This window comes from Photorhabdus aegyptia, assembly GCF_000612035.1.
Lineage (GTDB): Bacteria > Pseudomonadota > Gammaproteobacteria > Enterobacterales > Enterobacteriaceae > Photorhabdus > Photorhabdus akhurstii.
In genome coordinates, this window is the sequence record NZ_JFGV01000093.1 from 1 (window position 1) to 15,342 (window position 15,342).

Consider the following 15,342-nt stretch of genomic DNA (forward strand, 5'->3'; position numbering starts at 1 on the left):
CATTTAAGCATTTAAGCATTTAAGCATTTAAGCATTTAAGCATTCTATAATAATGTCAAGATTGTTTCCACTCAATAATCAATTTTTTAAAATAACAATAAAACCCAATGCCGCACAAAAAGATGATTAAACTATTAACGTATTGTTTTTATATTTCTATTCTATTATGACCGCCATAATAAAACGATTACGGCGGTCATATATTAAAGCCAATTCTTCCGCTTAAAATAGAGATACGGCGCAAGACCGGCTGCAATCATTAAACCAATTGCGCCCGGATAACCCAATGTCCAGTGCAACTCCGGCATAAATTCAAAGTTCATACCATAACTGGAAGCCACCAGCGTTGGCGGTAGGAATACCACAGAGACAACCGAGAAGATTTTGATAATCCGGCTCTGTTCAATATTGATAAAACCCATTGCCGCCTGCATCAGGAAATTAACTTTCTGAAACAGGGATTCATTATGTGGCAATAGCGATTCAATATCCCGCAGGATTTCACGAGCCTGCTCCAGTTGATCACCCGGCAAACGTGCTCGTCGCACCAAGAAGTTCAGCGCGCGCTGAGTATCCATAAGACACAAACGAACCTTCCAGCCGATATCTTCCTGTTCAGCAAGACTGGACAAGGCAATATCAAACTCATCACCTTGTTTCCCTTCCATAATGACCCGGCTCAGGGATTCCAGCACGCTGTAAATATTTTCGATAACATCAGCCAACTGTTCGATCTTGGTTTCAAACAGATCCATCAGCACTTCATAAGCATTGCCATCAACCAATGTCTGATTACGAGCACGCATACGATACAATCGGAACGCAGGGAGCTCCCGCTCTCGCAATGTATAGAGACGACCATCACGAATAGTAAATGCAACTGTTGCGTTGCCAGCATGGTCTTCCGCGTCTTCAAAGTAAAAAAACGAGTGAACGTGTATCCCGTCTTCATCTTCAAAAAAACGCGCCGACGCCTCAATGTCATCCAGTTCCGGTCGGGTTGCCAGAATTTGGCCTAATTCGTTTTGAACTTGCAGCCTGTCTTGCTCTGCCGGTTCAACCAAATCTACCCATAAGGAATCAGATAACTTTTCTCCCTCTTCAAACTCAAGACGGAGCAGGCGATTATTCTCTAATTTAAATGCGCTCAGCATGTATCATAAGTCTCCTTTACTCCCTACGTGATCGTAAGGCGCGAATGTTACGCTTAGAAGAAAAAGCCTGTCAACATTCAACCTGGATATTATTTCTAGACCATTTCAAGTCTGGCATAAGCAGCAACCAGCCACTTAATCCCTTCCCCTTGAAACGCGATTTGTAATCGGCTATGTTCACCACTCCCCTCCATATTGACAATGGTTCCTTCACCAAATTTAGGGTGACGAACACGTTGTCCAAGGGCATAACCGCTATCATTGGCACTGATAGGCGTGCCCAACCGACTATGGCTAACTGGACGAGATACTGTCGCTCGTAACCGAACTTCTTCAATACATTCTGACGGCAGTTCCCCAATAAAACGAGATGGCCGATGATAAACCTCTTTACCATATAAACGGCGGCTTTCTGCATAAGTGATGGTCAGCTTTTCCATCGCACGTGTCAGACCCACATAAGCCAAACGACGTTCCTCTTCCAGACGTCCACCCTCTTCAATCGACATCTGGCTTGGGAACATGCCTTCTTCCATGCCAACAATAAATACTTGTGGGAACTCCAGTCCCTTAGCCGAATGCAATGTCATTAGTTGCACTGAATCCTGATAGGCATCAGCCTGACCTTCTCCCGATTCCAGCGCGGCATGGGAAAGAAACGCCTGCAATGGCGTCAAATCTTCATCCTCTTCCTGATAGCTAAACTGGCGAGTCGCGGTAACAAGTTCTTCAAGGTTTTCAATACGCGCCTGCGCTTTTTCACCTTTCTCCTGTTGATACATCGCTCGCAGGCCAGAATCACGGATAATCCTGTCAGTCTGAACATGCAATGGCATCTCTTCAGTTTCTGTCGATAACGCGTCAATCAGTTCAATAAAACGTTGTAAGGAAGCAGCGGCACGCCCGGCCAGCACTTTCTCTTGCAGCAATATTTGGCAACAGTCCCACAAGGTTTGCTGCCGCTCACGCGCCGCCTGACGCACAATATCTAACGTTCTGTCACCAATACCACGAGTAGGCGTATTCACTACACGTTCAAACGCCGCGTCATCATGACGATTGGCGATCAGACGCAAGTAAGCCAGTGCATCTTTAATTTCCTGACGTTCAAAGAATCGCTGACCACCATAAATACGGTACGGCATTGATGCCTGTAACAGCGCCTCTTCCAATACACGAGATTGAGCGTTGCTGCGGTAAAGTATGGCGCAATTTTTCAGAGCGCCGCCATTTTCAAGCCAGTTTTTAATCCGGCTAACCACATAGCGAGCTTCATCCAGTTCATTGAATGCACAGTAAAGGGAGATGGGTTCACCCTCTACGCCATCCGTCCACAAATTTTTACCCAGTCGATCACTGTTATTGGCAATCAATGTATTGGCAACTTTCAGAATGTTACTGGTCGAACGGTAATTCTGTTCCAAACGGATAGTTTCAGCGCCGGCAAAATCTTTCAGGAAACGCTGAATATTCTCGACTTGAGCCCCACGCCAACCATAAATAGATTGATCATCATCCCCGACAATCATTACTTTGCCTGTTTCCCCTGCCAACAGATGAATCCAGGCATATTGAATACTGTTAGTGTCCTGAAACTCATCCACCAGAATATTAGTAAAGCGGCCACGGTAATGTTGCAGGATCTGAGGTTTATTCAGCCACAACTCATGAGCTCGCAGTAAAAGCTCGGCAAAATCCACCAACCCAGCCCGATCACAAGCCTCCTGGTAAGCTTGATAAATTTTCTGCCATGTCGCCTCAACAGGATTGCCATAACTTTCAATATGCTGTGGCCGCAATCCTTCATCTTTTTTACCATTGATGTACCACATGCCTTGACGAGCCGGCCATTGTTTATCATCCAAATTCATCGCTTTGATAATGCGCTTAAGCAGACGATGTTGATCTTCGCTGTCAAGAATTTGAAAATCCTGTGGCAAATTGGCATCCAGATGATGCGCTCGTAACAAACGATGAGCCAAACCGTGGAACGTACCAATCCACATTCCACCTTGACTAGTACCGATCAAGTTTTCAATCCGATGTCGCATCTCCGCAGCCGCTTTATTGGTGAAGGTCACGGCCATAATGGAAAATGGCGAAGCCTTCTCCACCGACAACAACCAAGCAATTCGGTGTACCAACACCCGGGTTTTTCCACTCCCCGCGCCAGCTAACACCAACATATTGGTCCGCGGAGCCGCTACAGCTTCCCGTTGTTTGTCATTCAGACTTTCGAGCAGATAGGAGACGTCCATAGTTACCATCAATTGATTAGACAGCGACCCGAGGTTGCTGTGTTTTTATACAGAATAATTTCTTGATTATATCAATGCTGTCAAAGAAGCCAAATTGTAAATCTCAATGTGAGGCAGTAGGCGACTTTCCGTTGTCTGCAATAGCTTTTTGTTCTTAGTATTTATCCAACAAGCCTGCATACCACTACGCAGCGCCCCTGCCACATCAGCATTCAAATCATCACCGACATGTAAGATCTGCCCAAGCGGTAAATCCAGGCGATCCGCAGCCAAACGGTACATATCGCTGCAAGGTTTTGAGCGCCCGTCAGGGCCAGCTTTCAGCACAAATTTAAAATAAGGAGCCAAACCACAGGCGGCAGGTTCCGCATTACCATTAGTAATGGCGACTAGCGGCATCTGTTCAGCAAGTGCCGCCAGAGTTTTATGTGTTGATTCAGGAATATCAATCCGATTACGCCAGAGTGTGAAATGCGCCATGACATCATCGGCCCCTCGATCAGCGTCTTCACCACTAAAACCGTAATGACAAAACATCAACCTTGAACAGTGCCAACGCCATAAAGTCATGTCATGATAAATTTCAGGATATTGCTCCAATGTCAATTCACGGAAAGCATGTAGATCCTGATAATTAAGGTGACTGAACCTAGGATCATACTGCCGTACAAAATTCAGTACTTCCTCTTCTGTCTTATCCATGACTGGGTGATTATCATACAGAGTATCATCTAAATCAAATGTCATCGCTAACACTGGCGCAAGAGGCCGGTAAAAACGCATTACGATTTCCCCCGTTTGGCTCTGGGATGGGCTACATCATACACTTTTGTCAAATGCTGGAAATCCAAATGAGTATAGATTTGTGTGGAGGATAAGCTTGCATGGCCCAGCAATTCCTGAACTGCGCGTAAATCACCGCTGGATTCCAGAATATGAGTGGCAAAAGAGTGGCGCAATTTATGAGGATGAATATGGCTGCTCATTCCCTGGCGTATTCCCCACTTCGCAAATCGTTTTTGTACATTACGGGCTGATATCCGCCGCCCACTCTTTGAGACAAAAACAGCATTATCTTCCGGCTCGAAGAGTTCCCGCATCGCCAACCAACGATTAAGCCATTCAACCGCGGTACGTCCCAAAGGGACTTTCCGCTCTTTACTGCCTTTACCTGAAACCCAGACTTCTCCACCTTCAAGATCCAAATGCCGGCAATCAAGGCCCACTAACTCCGATAAACGTAATCCAGCACCATACATCACTTCCAACATCGTCCGGTCACGCACTGATAATGGATCATTAAAATCGATATTCAGCAGTTGGTTCACTTCATCCACATCGATATTTTTCGGCAAATGACGCTTAGTTCCCGGCGTACTGACGGTTTTACTCGGATTAACGGAAATTTCGCCTTGAATCACCTGCCAGTCAAGGAAACTGCGCAAGGAAGATAAACGCAACGCCAAGTTAGCTGACTGTAAACCAGCCCGACGGTTACGTGTTACTAACATTCTCACTTTCGCAGGATCAAGATCTTTCCATTGGCTGACACCTATTTCTAAAACCATCTCAGCCAATGCAGCAAGATGGCGACGGTAATTGGTGATAGTCACTGGACTTAACCGACGTTCTACCCTGAGATAACGCAAAAATCCCTCAATTGGCTCCAGTAACCGGTCAATTTCCTGCATCATATGCGTTTAATCCAACGAGATAATATATCCGGCAATAACTTAGCCAGATGTTCAAGCATGTCAGTTCCCATGCCTTCTTGATAATGTTGATGGTTCCGGCTGTTAAATATCACCATACCCAGTTCTCCCCTCGTTCCCAGTAGAGAGACAGCAACCGAACCTACCTGCCGAACTTGCGGCAATAACAATAAAATTTCCGGCCCATTTAGCATACCGAGATAGTGATTTTTATTACCAAAACGCTGAATACGGATTGGCTCAAAAGCATTGCGGGAAAGCGCTAAATTAGGTGCATCAAGTGGTGCGCCAATATGCCATTTATCATTGAAAAGACGGATGCTGGCACTATTTAGCCCCATATTCTTAGCCCATGAACTTAACCGACTAAGCATATCCTGCAAACTCTCTGCCGCAACCAAATCAACAAGTAATTTAAGCAACTGCTCAAACAGTTGTTCATTCACTCTAGCCTGTTCCATGAGCAGAGTTATATCTTCTTCCAGATAAGCAATCCGCGTCCTCTGGCGGTTCATATACCATTCAACCAAAGAAACCGTTTCTCTTACCGGGTGAGGAACCCGCATCTGTTCAACGACACATGCATTACGGATAAAGAAATTGGGGTTTTCCAATAAATAATCCACAACAGTCTGATCATCAAGTATGCCATTGATGTTTAACTGCTCTTCTTTTTTCTCCATCTTCGATGCTCCGCAGCTCAAAACAGAATCGATTACAGATGAATTGTGCCATCATAAACATGCGTCGCCGGCCCCGTCATATAGAGCGGTTTTCCCGGCCCGTCCCAACAGATCAACAGTGAACCTCCCGGCAAATCTACCCGAACATGGTTGTCGAGTAGTTGCTGCTGAATGCCTACTGCTACCGCTGCACAAGCACCACTGCCACACGCTTGGGTTTCCCCAGCGCCACGTTCGTAAACCCGTAAGCGGATATGACCACGGTTTAAAATCTGCATGAAACCAATATTCGCCCGTTCAGGAAATCTTTCGTGGCCTTCCAAAGCTGGCCCCAAAATTTCGACTTCGGCCGTTTCCACGTCCGGCACTTGAATCACACAATGAGGATTCCCCATAGAGACAACAGCACAAAGAACCGTTCTCTCTACTACCCGTAAAATATAGGTTTTTTCTGCTTTTAACGCACGAAATGGCACATGATGCGGCTCAAATTCAGGTTCCCCCATATTAACGCAAACCTGATCATCATTGGTGATGCTCAACATCATCCGCCCCGATTGCGTGCTGACTTTAATATCACGCTTATTAATTAAGCCTTTAAGACGGACAAAACGGGCAAAACAACGCGCTCCATTGCCACACTGTGCAACTTCACTACCGTCAGCATTAAAAATACGATAGTGAAAATCCATATCTGGATCATAAGGCGCTTCAACAATTAACAACTGATCGAAGCCCACACCAGTATGTCTATCTGCCAAACGGCAGATTAGCTCTGGTGAGAAATAAACATTTTGGGTCACAGCATCAACGACCATAAAGTCATTACCCAGACCATGCATTTTGGAGAACTGCATATAATGCTCCACGTAAGCCGTAGTCATTGACTATCGGCTTATCTCGCTTATTTCTGAGAGGTGCTATCCACTTTCTGCCCTTGTTGCTCAGTATTCGCGGGAATCTGAGACGCAGCTGTCGCCTTCTCGGTTGATGGTTGTTCTGGAGGAAAATAGAGAGGACCTTTTAGTCCACAGCCGGAAAGTATAAATAAGGTTATGATAGCCAGAAATCCGCGTAATTTTTTCTTCATTGCATTAATGCCTGTAATTCATACGTCAATATTCTCTATAATCGCAGTTAGACCTCGAAAAGCAAATAGGAAATGAAGATGAACGACAGTGAATTTCACCAGTTAGCTGACCAACTAATGTTTTATATCGAAGGGCGGTTGGATAATTACGATGGCGATGCTGATATCGACTGTGAAACCAATGGCGGTGTCATGACCCTGAGCTTTGATAATGACAGCAAAATTATTATCAATCGCCAGGAACCTTTCCATCAAATCTGGCTGGCAACCAAAGGCGGCGGCTATCATTTTGACTACAAAGAAAGTCAGTGGATTTGTGACCGCAGCGGTGACAATTTTTTAACCATGCTAGCACACGCCATCACCGAGCAAAGTGGCGAACAGTTCAGCTTTTAATGCTTGAACCTACCCCGCGCCGCGGGGTAAATCAGTAATGAGACACAGAACGATAAAATTCTGACCGCTCTTCTCTATCATTCTCACCATCATGAGTCACACACAAATGTGAAAAAGATGATCCACTAAATGGAATAACCTGAATCTGGCCTTCCATTTGGACGATCTGATAAAACTGCGGCAAGTTAAAGTTGATAAAACTTGATCCGTAGGTAAACCGATCATGAGATGAAGAATAAAACCGACTGACGTCGCGTACCAATTCTTCCTTACTGCCCTCACAATGAGAATAGATTTCTACCCGGTTGGTTTCATCCAGAATATAGATATTAAAACTTTTACTATCTTGTGTATTTTCGAAGAAAAATTGAATAATGCCCTCGCTGGCAAAACCATCAACCACCGCGGGCAAATGTGTCTCTTTGGTATTAATTTTCACCGGCAACCCATGCAATTTGTTATTAGAAATTGCCCCATAGAATTCCACGGCATTTTCCAATTTCTGCACAGATACATTAAGACGTTCAAAGAACAGCCCCCAAGTCTGACCGGCAATGCGTAATGCTTTAAAACGACCTGGGTCCTGACGATTGCTGGATAAACGTAATTCAATACATTCAGATACCAGTTGCTGGATTCGAGTTCGGATAAGTCCTCGTAAATGCTCGCTGTAACAGAATACCTCAACCGCCGCTGGCGGTGCGGCATCTTGATGCATCTTGCCCAGAATGGTCTTCAACGCTTCCAGCACAGCTTGTTCACCACTAAAGTGCAAGGTCCGCACTTCATTCCATGAATTACGGTAAAGCAAGTCAATACTTTCCACCAAACACTGTTGTGATTCACCAAAACTGAATACATCAAGCTTACGGAAATCAAAATGTACAACCTGATTAGAGAACTCAGCCGTCGGATCTTTCTCCAAATTGACAATAATTGCCAAATGGCGAATTTCACACGGACTATAAAGTGCTTTCGGTGTCGGCGCTGGCAAACGGATGGGGAAATGAGCGGAAATATCATTAATCAATTCATGCAGTTTCAACTCATCACATTGGGTGTCGCCATGATGAATATGGACACACGATTTTTCCGTTAACAAGCCATTAAAGTAGGTCCACGACACTAGTTTATTGAGATAACGATTATATTCCAGAGGTTGATGACCAATAATCGATCCAATCGTCGGCGCCTGATTGTAAAGATACCAACCGCTGCGGTTCGCACGTCCTTGAGGAACATAGATAAATGTTAAATTTGTCTCTGACAGGTCTGGCGAAATTTGCGGATTAACCAGCGTTACTTTTCCTGGCAATGCTTCAAATGCAGCATAAAGTTTACGCGTCAGCACACCAATATCCTGTGGACTGGCACTGACACTCAGATTATTACGGCGGGCAAAACGGATAAGATTACGATAGCTTTGCATCATGGTATCAAGCAGTTCATTATGCGCATCACGAACTTGTTCAATTTTCCATGAGTTGCGGTTATCCAAAACTCTCAACCGCTCTGGTTCCCACTTCCACTCATAGACCAGTTGAGTCAGAACCTGGCGTCGCCAGCCAATGCAACCTTTATCATCCTGATTAAGAGAGAGCTTTTCACAGACTTTTAAATAAAAACATCGACGTATTAGATCTAAACGGGTCGTATCGTTAATTTCCGTCAGATAACGGGTAACACGCTCAAGCATCATACTGTATGCATCAAGGCCAAAGGAGACTATTTCACCAGCATGCAAGCGCTGTTTCATATCCATTGCCAGTAACTTACCATTGGGATATTCCCAAGAATAGGCTTCCAGTAATAAGCTTTTTAATACGGCTTTATAAGGGGAATCGATACTTTTGTAGAGTTGCCATAAGCTAGCGCCAAAATACTCTTCAGCGGATAGTTCACCCAATCCACCGAGATCAAGCCACTCATTTGGCGTCAAAACACCTTGCGCATAAAGGGATAAAACATATTCATCATAATGACGTTCTTCTTCTACGGGCACCATTTCCCATAACAAACGCTTACCCGCCATACGTACCGCGGTACGGTAAAATTCATCAAGTAATAGAATATGCTGAGTAGAACCGCAGTCCTCACCGCCGAGACTACCACTCGCGTTATGGCGAAAGCGGTTTTCATCAATAAGAAAAAAATTAACTTCAATACCAAGCGCTGCCGCCCACTGTTCAATAAGAGTACACTTACGTTGCAGTAAAAGGCGCTCATCATTATCCAGCCATGACTGATGACATACCCAGATATCTAAATCAGAACAACCACTCTGCCCGATTGATGAGGTACTGCCCATTGAGTAAATACCGGTAATAGGCAGTTCACCATTGGCAGGCTGTTCTATGAAGTGATCTAATTTACTTTCTAAATCATTAAGATAAGATTTTTGTGCTTCATCATGCACGAAAAAACATACGCCATAGGGAACATTACCGTTAATGTAGCCTGGCATCATCGGATGATGATAATGCAGTAATACTGGCAGTAAACTGTATACCTGCTTAAATTCCGCACTCATGGCGGTAGAGGCGCGTTCTAACCTGAGTTGGTTTATCGCATCCAGTCTCTGCTTCAGTGTTTCGATATAAAGGTACAAGACGTCTCGCCCAATTGAGTTCCAGTGCCCAGATAAATCCCCCGTTTCCGGTTGTTATAGCTTGATGGAATTATTTAGAATGATTTTTACCAATTTATTACCGGAAACGTGATCAATTTAACACCTTGTCGATAAACCGTAAAGTCAGTAAAGCAATTGAATTGCGATGTGCTATCGTACGAAAAATCAAATAATACATTGTTATATATAGAAATAATCAAAAAACCCATACCATTTATACTCTCTTATACGAAAGAAATTTTCTCCGCCCATTTTTCCAAGCTAATACGCATAATACCTTGTTATCATCAATCCGATGAAAATGACTCCGTTGGCTATATTTTAATTAATGATTCTTTTCATTCGCGATTCCTTAATTACAGAAATAGTTTACTGAAAAAGTTAATTCATAATTAAATCAATCTATTTTCATTGCTATAAAAATAATTTAAAAATTAAAATTTATTTTACAATTTAACATAACCGGCATATCTTCTTCTTAGCCCCTCGCTGGAAAAAAAACGGCTGAAGTGTTAAAACGAGTGCTATGTTTTTCATTTATATGATGGCTGAAAGGGCCTGAGAAATACAAACATCTATGTCAACTAAAACCATCCGTATCGCAACCCGGCAAAGCCCTCTGGCTATGTGGCAAGCGCTGTATGTTCAGCAAAAACTACAACAATGTCACCCAGATCTGAAAGTTCAACTGGTCCCGATGGTAACCAAGGGCGATGTTATTCTGGACACGCCTCTGGCAAAAATCGGAGGAAAAGGGCTGTTTGTCAAAGAGCTAGAATTAGCTCTGCTTGAGGGCCGAGCCGATATCGCTGTCCATTCAATGAAAGATGTCCCGGTCTCTTTTCCAGAAGGGTTAGGTCTGGTCACTATTTGTGAACGTGATGATCCTCATGATGCTTTCGTCTCTGCCAAATATCCTTCTCTTGATGAATTGCCAACAGGCAGCATTGTCGGCACATCAAGTTTACGCCGTCAGTGTCAACTCCGTGAATTACGTCCTGACCTGATTATCCGTGACCTTCGGGGCAATGTTGGAACCCGCCTGAGCAAGTTGGATAATGGTCACTATGATGCAATCATCCTCGCCGTTGCAGGATTGAAAAGGTTAAAACTGCATGAGCGTATCCGTACGTCATTGACGGCAGAACAATCATTACCTGCCGTTGGTCAAGGAGCGGTAGGAATTGAATGCCGCCTTGACGATCAGCAAACACAAACTCTGTTAGCGCCATTAAACCACTATGATACAGAAATCTGTGTTCTTGCCGAACGTGCGATGAATACCCGGCTAGAAGGAGGCTGCCAAGTACCAATAGGTAGCTATGCCGTTTGGCAGGATGGGAAAATCTGGTTACGGGCATTGGTTGGCGCACCTGATGGCAGCGTTATTATTCGCGGTGAGAGAACGGCTTTACCAAAAGATGCTTGCCAGGCAGGAATTGAATTGGCAGAAGAGTTGTTAGAGCGGGGCGCACGGGAAATTCTAACCGAAATTTATCGAGGAAATCCCCCCACATGAACATTCTGGTGACTCGCCCTGCTCCTGCCGGAGAGGAACTAGTCAGAAAGTTACAGGCTGCGGGAAAAACAGCTTTCAGCGCACCTTTAATCAATATTCACCCCGGTTCAGAGCTGCCACAGCTCGCTGAGAAGCTTAACCATCTAAATACCTGTGATATGGTATTTCTGTTGTCAAAAAATGCAGTTTATTATGCAAACTCACAGTTAAATAAAATTAATCTGTCATGGCCCGAAAAGCTGATTTATTATGCTATTGGCAGATCAACCGCTCTGGCTTTTCATCAACTAACGGGTATAAATGCTATCTGGTCATCAGAGGGTGAGACCAGCGAAATCCTGCTAAAACTACCATCACTACATCAGGTTGAAAATAAACAAGCTTTGCTGCTCAGAGGAAATGGCGGACGTGAACTTATTGCCCGGACGCTGACAGAAAGAGGCGCCACAGTTAATTATTGTGAATGTTATTTCCGCCAGCCAGTAGACTACCCGGCAGCAGAATTCAGTGCCCACTGGCAAAAGTATGGAGTACAAACTTTAGTTGTAACCAGTGGCGAAATACTGCAACTGTTATATAACTTAATACCCGAAAGTGATCGAAACAGGTGGTTATTGCATTGCCGCCTGATTGTGGTAAGCGAGCGTCTTGCACATACCGCCCGGAACTTGGGCTGGCAGGATGTTAAAGTTGCAAAAAGTGCAGATAACGACGCCTTAATTCAGGCACTAGAATAAACTGACATGGGATGCCCACTATGACGGAGCAAAAACAGTCCGCCGAGACAGTTGAACAAACAAAAACTACGGTTGAAAACTCGCAACAGCCTGAAACCGAGCCTCAAAAGCAAAAACGTTCTGGCACGCTAAAAAACATGATTGCTATTGCAATCATGCTGGCAATCGGCGGCGGTCTTTATTATTACGGACAGCAACAAAGCCATTTACTGAGTGCGGAGAACCATGAGCTACGCCAACAACTGGAATCACTGAAACAACAGCAATCACAGGATAAACAGCATATTGAAGCGCTGTTTAAAGAACAATCACAGACTTTAAGCCATTTCGCCGCACAAAATGGTCAACTGGGTAATAGCCTGCAAGAGTTACAGGCCAAAATCTCTGCGTTATCCAGCTCTGATGTAAAAAGCTGGCTACTGGCACAAGCTGATTTTCTGGTCAAAATGGCAGGCCGGAAATTATGGAATGATCAAGATATAGTCACCGCCGCCGCTCTGTTGAAAAATGCAGATGCCAGTCTCGCTGAAATGAATGATCCAAGCCTGATTGAAATTCGTCGGGCAATTACACAAGATATCAGTACATTATCCGCCATTAGTCAGATTGATTTTGACGGCATTATTCTACGAGTTAATCAGCTTTCTAACCAAGTAGATAACCTGCGTCTGGCTGACAATACAACCGATGGTTCGCCAATGGACGAAGATAATGATGAATTAACCGGTACACTATCTGAATGGCGCCAGAATCTGAGCAAAAGCTGGAAGAGTTTCATGGATAATTTCATTACCATCCGTCGCCGGGATACCGCAGCAGAGCCATTACTGGCGCCAAATCAAGATATCTATCTACGCGAGAATATCCGAGCCCGCCTGTTGATTGCCGCCCAAGCAATACCACGTCATCAAGGTGAAGTTTTTAAACAGTCATTAGAAACGGTTTCAACTTGGGTTAGAGCTTACTTTGATATCAACGATCCCAATACCAAAGCATTCCTGGAAGAAATCGATTCATTAAGCCAACAGCCTGTTTCCATCACTGCGCCAGACCAACTTTCAAGCCAGCCTTTACTGGAAAAATTGATGCAAACCCGGGTTCGCAGCTTACTTTCCCAATCCTCTGACACCAATCAGGAGGGTTAAGTTATGCTGAAAGTTCTATTACTGTTTGTGGTACTCATTGTTGGTATTGTGCTTGGCCCAATCGTTGCCGGCCATCAGGGATATGTTCTGATTCAAACCGACAATTACAACATTGAAACCAGTGTTACCGGCCTGTTCATTATATTTGTTCTTTTACAACTGGCACTCTGCCTCATTGGCTGGTGCTACCGTAGAGTTATACGCACCAGCTCACGTACCCGTGGCTGGTTCCTTGGACGCAAACGCAGCCGTGCCCGTGCTCAAACAAAAGCAGCGCTGATCAAACTGGCAGAAGGTGATTTCAAACAAGTTGAGCAATTACTGACCCGTAACGCTGATCATGCAGAACAACCTGTGGTCAACTATTTACTGGCGGCTGAAGCAGCTCAACAACGCGGGGATGAATTCCGTACCAATCAATATCTGCAACGTGCGGCAGAAGTCGCAGACAATAATCAGTTACCGGTGGACATTACTCGTGTACGCATTCAACTTGCGCAAGGTGAAATTCATGCAGCCCGTCATGGTGTAGACAAGCTATTAAATCAGGCTTCGCGCCATCCAGAAGTCTTACGCCTGGCTGAACAGGCTTATATGAAATCAGGAGCTTACCAGTCACTGATTGATATACTACCGGTAATGGAAAAAATCCATCTACATGATGAGTTACAAATTCACAAATTGCGCCAGCAAGCCTATATCGGTCTGATGAATCAGTACATGGCAGAACAAGGCAGCGAAGGCTTAAAACGTTGGTGGCATGATCAAAGCCGAAAAATCCGTCATGATGTGGCTTTACAAGTTGCAATATCTGAACATTTAATTGAATGTGATGACCATGAGACGGCACAAAAGATCATTTTGGAAAGTTTAAAACGCCAATACGACGAACGTTTACTCTTATTGATCCCACGCTTAAAAAGCGAAGATCCAAAGCCGATACAAAACGCGCTAGATCATCAGTTAAAACAACATGGTTCAACTCCCCTGCTAAACAGTACGCTTGGACAAGTTGCTTTGCGTCACGGAGAATGGGAAAAAGCGGTAAAAGATTTTAAAACCGCATTAGCCCAACGTCCTGATGCACATGATTATGCCTGGTTAGCAGATGCATTGGATAAACTGCGTAAACCTGAAGAGGCCGCACAAGTTCGGCGCGAGGGATTAATGCTCACTTTGAAGCGCGAGAGTAATGTAGTGAAGAGTGATCTCGTTAATAGCAATAGTGTTAACTAACACTGTAACGTCGTGATTTCTCATCCACTATTAGCAAGTCTTCATGCCGATGATTAAAAATGCCCCACACGGGGTAATGTCAGTCAGTTAAGCAACTGACTGGCTGTTTTTCTGAGCTTTTCTGTACTTATATGGCCCTTCCTTTACCGCTCTCGGGAAGGCCCTTTCCCTCCTTGTCGGCAACTTCACTAACTACGCTATACTTTCCAGACCTCGCATCAGTTCTGGGATTCTGCACGGCGAAGCACCCTGTAACATCATCAGCATTCTCATTACCATGCCGCACGATTCTGAGAAGCTCAGTTGATTCGGCTAATAACGCGCCCCATAGCTCCTGCTCCACCAGAAGTGTAATGACCGACAATTAATGATAGTTTTTAACCCACATTACATGATTCTCACTGGTCCTCAAACCCAGATCACATGATAATGAATTCATGCTATTTACCTCCAGCCTATATTCCATCAATCAGATTGCAAAGAATCGGACTGAATTCCTTTCAAATGATCCACAACTTTGAAAATTTATTAAAAAAATGTTACGTAACGTAACACTGATGGCACAAGGCACTCAGATATAAAAATATAAAGTGATGTTTATAATGTTCTTATGTCGAAATAATCTTGATTAAAAAAATATCATGAATAAATCTTCCGACACTATTTCTAAAAATGATACATTTAATAATTAACCCGAATTCTGCTTAAGCCATCATTGAAATATCTTTCTCTGAGTAGAAAATTTTCAGTGATGGCTTTTTCAATTTAAGGCTGTAAGCAATC

The 15,342-nt window shown here is 44.1% G+C and carries 13 protein-coding genes and 1 pseudogene; 5 read left to right on the forward strand and 9 right to left on the reverse strand.

Features of this window, described 5'->3' with window-relative positions; translation table 11 throughout:
* Nucleotides 1-203: 203 nt before the first annotated feature.
* The 7 genes from corA to lptM all read right to left on the reverse strand — a co-directional run bounded on the left by corA (nt 204) and on the right by lptM (nt 6,897).
* A complete protein-coding gene (gene corA / locus BA1DRAFT_RS20170; protein WP_036783019.1) occupies nt 204-1,154 on the reverse strand; it encodes a magnesium/cobalt transporter CorA in 951 nt (316 codons plus the stop codon).
* A 95-nt stretch (nt 1,155-1,249) separates the two neighbouring features.
* Nucleotides 1,250-3,412: a DNA helicase II gene (uvrD, locus tag BA1DRAFT_RS20175; RefSeq protein ID WP_477707063.1), complete on the reverse strand. Its 2,163-nt coding sequence runs from the start codon at nt 3,410-3,412 to the stop codon at nt 1,250-1,252.
* A gap of 66 nt (nt 3,413-3,478) precedes the next feature.
* Nucleotides 3,479-4,195: a 5-amino-6-(5-phospho-D-ribitylamino)uracil phosphatase YigB gene (gene yigB, locus BA1DRAFT_RS20180; RefSeq protein WP_036783026.1), complete on the reverse strand. Its 717-nt coding sequence runs from the start codon at nt 4,193-4,195 to the stop codon at nt 3,479-3,481.
* The gene (gene xerC / locus BA1DRAFT_RS20185) at nt 4,195-5,106 is read right to left on the reverse strand and encodes a tyrosine recombinase XerC (protein ID WP_036783029.1); all 912 of its coding nucleotides are present in this window, start codon (nt 5,104-5,106) and stop codon (nt 4,195-4,197) included. Before xerC ends, yigB begins: the two co-directional genes overlap by 1 nt.
* Nucleotides 5,103-5,807, reverse strand: coding sequence for a DUF484 domain-containing protein (locus BA1DRAFT_RS20190; protein ID WP_036783032.1), 705 nt, complete (start codon nt 5,805-5,807; stop codon nt 5,103-5,105). The genes xerC and BA1DRAFT_RS20190 overlap by 4 nt, the downstream gene beginning before the upstream one ends.
* A 32-nt stretch (nt 5,808-5,839) precedes the next feature.
* The gene (gene dapF, locus BA1DRAFT_RS20195) at nt 5,840-6,664 is read right to left on the reverse strand and encodes a diaminopimelate epimerase (protein WP_036783035.1); all 825 of its coding nucleotides are present in this window, start codon (nt 6,662-6,664) and stop codon (nt 5,840-5,842) included.
* 47 nt (nt 6,665-6,711) lie between these two features.
* A complete protein-coding gene (gene lptM / locus BA1DRAFT_RS20200) occupies nt 6,712-6,897 on the reverse strand; it encodes an LPS translocon maturation chaperone LptM (RefSeq protein WP_036783038.1) in 186 nt (61 codons plus the stop codon).
* 78 nt (nt 6,898-6,975) lie between these two features.
* On the opposite strand from lptM, the gene cyaY reads away from it, so the two are divergent.
* Nucleotides 6,976-7,293 (forward strand): iron donor protein CyaY, encoded by a 318-nt coding sequence (gene cyaY, locus BA1DRAFT_RS20205; protein ID WP_036783041.1) that lies wholly within the window; start codon nt 6,976-6,978, stop codon nt 7,291-7,293.
* Nucleotides 7,294-7,324: 31 nt separating this feature from the next.
* Here cyaY and BA1DRAFT_RS20210 read toward each other — a convergent pair whose 3' ends face one another.
* Nucleotides 7,325-9,901, reverse strand: coding sequence for a class I adenylate cyclase (locus BA1DRAFT_RS20210; protein ID WP_036783044.1), 2,577 nt, complete (start codon nt 9,899-9,901; stop codon nt 7,325-7,327).
* Nucleotides 9,902-10,499: 598 nt separating this feature from the next.
* Here BA1DRAFT_RS20210 and hemC point away from each other — a divergent pair.
* Genes hemC through hemY form a run of 4 tightly spaced genes read left to right on the forward strand, consistent with a single transcriptional unit; the run spans nt 10,500 to nt 14,559 of the window.
* The gene (gene hemC / locus BA1DRAFT_RS20215) at nt 10,500-11,441 is read left to right on the forward strand and encodes a hydroxymethylbilane synthase (protein ID WP_036783047.1); all 942 of its coding nucleotides are present in this window, start codon (nt 10,500-10,502) and stop codon (nt 11,439-11,441) included.
* Entirely contained in the window at nt 11,438-12,178 is a 741-nt protein-coding gene (gene hemD / locus BA1DRAFT_RS20220) for a uroporphyrinogen-III synthase (protein WP_036783050.1), read from the forward strand. Before hemC ends, hemD begins: the two co-directional genes overlap by 4 nt.
* Nucleotides 12,179-12,198: 20 nt before the next feature.
* On the forward strand, nt 12,199-13,323 hold the full coding sequence (hemX, locus tag BA1DRAFT_RS20225) for a uroporphyrinogen-III C-methyltransferase (protein WP_036783053.1): 1,125 nt from the start codon (nt 12,199-12,201) through the stop codon (nt 13,321-13,323).
* Between the two features lie 3 nt (nt 13,324-13,326).
* The gene (hemY, locus tag BA1DRAFT_RS20230; RefSeq protein ID WP_036783055.1) at nt 13,327-14,559 is read left to right on the forward strand and encodes a protoheme IX biogenesis protein HemY; all 1,233 of its coding nucleotides are present in this window, start codon (nt 13,327-13,329) and stop codon (nt 14,557-14,559) included.
* A gap of 87 nt (nt 14,560-14,646) precedes the next feature.
* Here hemY and BA1DRAFT_RS20235 read toward each other — a convergent pair.
* Nucleotides 14,647-14,871, reverse strand: a pseudogene (locus BA1DRAFT_RS20235) (IS4 family transposase); the annotation flags it as partial.
* Between the last annotated feature and the right edge of the window lie 471 nt (nt 14,872-15,342).

What these genes read in the sequence shown, in the direction of transcription:
- yigB (WP_036783026.1), bottom strand. Translation starts at nt 4,195, where the DNA reads ATGCGTTTTTACCGGCCTCTTGCGCCAGTGTTAGCGATGACATTTGAT.
- cyaY (WP_036783041.1), top strand. Translation starts at nt 6,976, where the DNA reads ATGAACGACAGTGAATTTCACCAGTTAGCTGACCAACTAATGTTTTAT.
- hemC (WP_036783047.1), top strand. Translation starts at nt 10,500, where the DNA reads ATGTCAACTAAAACCATCCGTATCGCAACCCGGCAAAGCCCTCTGGCT.
- hemD (WP_036783050.1), top strand. Translation starts at nt 11,438, where the DNA reads ATGAACATTCTGGTGACTCGCCCTGCTCCTGCCGGAGAGGAACTAGTC.
- corA (WP_036783019.1), bottom strand. Translation starts at nt 1,154, where the DNA reads ATGCTGAGCGCATTTAAATTAGAGAATAATCGCCTGCTCCGTCTTGAG.
- xerC (WP_036783029.1), bottom strand. Translation starts at nt 5,106, where the DNA reads ATGATGCAGGAAATTGACCGGTTACTGGAGCCAATTGAGGGATTTTTG.
- uvrD (WP_477707063.1), bottom strand. Translation starts at nt 3,412, where the DNA reads ATGGACGTCTCCTATCTGCTCGAAAGTCTGAATGACAAACAACGGGAA.
- dapF (WP_036783035.1), bottom strand. Translation starts at nt 6,664, where the DNA reads ATGCAGTTCTCCAAAATGCATGGTCTGGGTAATGACTTTATGGTCGTT.
- BA1DRAFT_RS20190 (WP_036783032.1), bottom strand. Translation starts at nt 5,807, where the DNA reads ATGGAGAAAAAAGAAGAGCAGTTAAACATCAATGGCATACTTGATGAT.
- hemY (WP_036783055.1), top strand. Translation starts at nt 13,327, where the DNA reads ATGCTGAAAGTTCTATTACTGTTTGTGGTACTCATTGTTGGTATTGTG.
- lptM (WP_036783038.1), bottom strand. Translation starts at nt 6,897, where the DNA reads ATGAAGAAAAAATTACGCGGATTTCTGGCTATCATAACCTTATTTATA.
- hemX (WP_036783053.1), top strand. Translation starts at nt 12,199, where the DNA reads ATGACGGAGCAAAAACAGTCCGCCGAGACAGTTGAACAAACAAAAACT.